Origin of the sequence: Paraburkholderia sp. BR10954 (assembly GCF_040965775.1) — a bacterium.
Lineage (GTDB): Bacteria > Pseudomonadota > Gammaproteobacteria > Burkholderiales > Burkholderiaceae > Paraburkholderia > Paraburkholderia youngii.
Genome location: NZ_JBFRCK010000348.1, coordinates 1 through 248 on the forward strand (window position 1 = coordinate 1; position 248 = coordinate 248).

Sequence of the window (248 nt, forward strand, 5' to 3'; positions counted from 1 at the left end):
TCATGTCAGCGTCGATCGACAGATGCATCTTGCGCCACGGCGTGCGCGCGGCCTTCTGCCGTACTTTTCCTCGTACCACTGGCTCGCCCGCCCAAAGCTCAATCCCGTGCTGTCGACGATGAGACTAGAGCGTGTTAGGAACTTTGAAGTACTGGCACGGCGTGGACAAGCATGAGCATTGCGAAGACGACGAAATGAAGCCCAGCGAGAGTTTCGGGAAGCCGTTCATAGTCACGTGCGAGACGCCG

At 58.1% G+C, this 248-nt stretch carries 1 pseudogene; it reads right to left on the bottom strand.

What is annotated here, in order from left to right:
• Positions 1-134: 134 nt before the first annotated feature.
• A pseudogene (locus AB4Y34_RS42520) lies at positions 135-248 on the bottom strand (IS5/IS1182 family transposase); the annotation flags it as partial.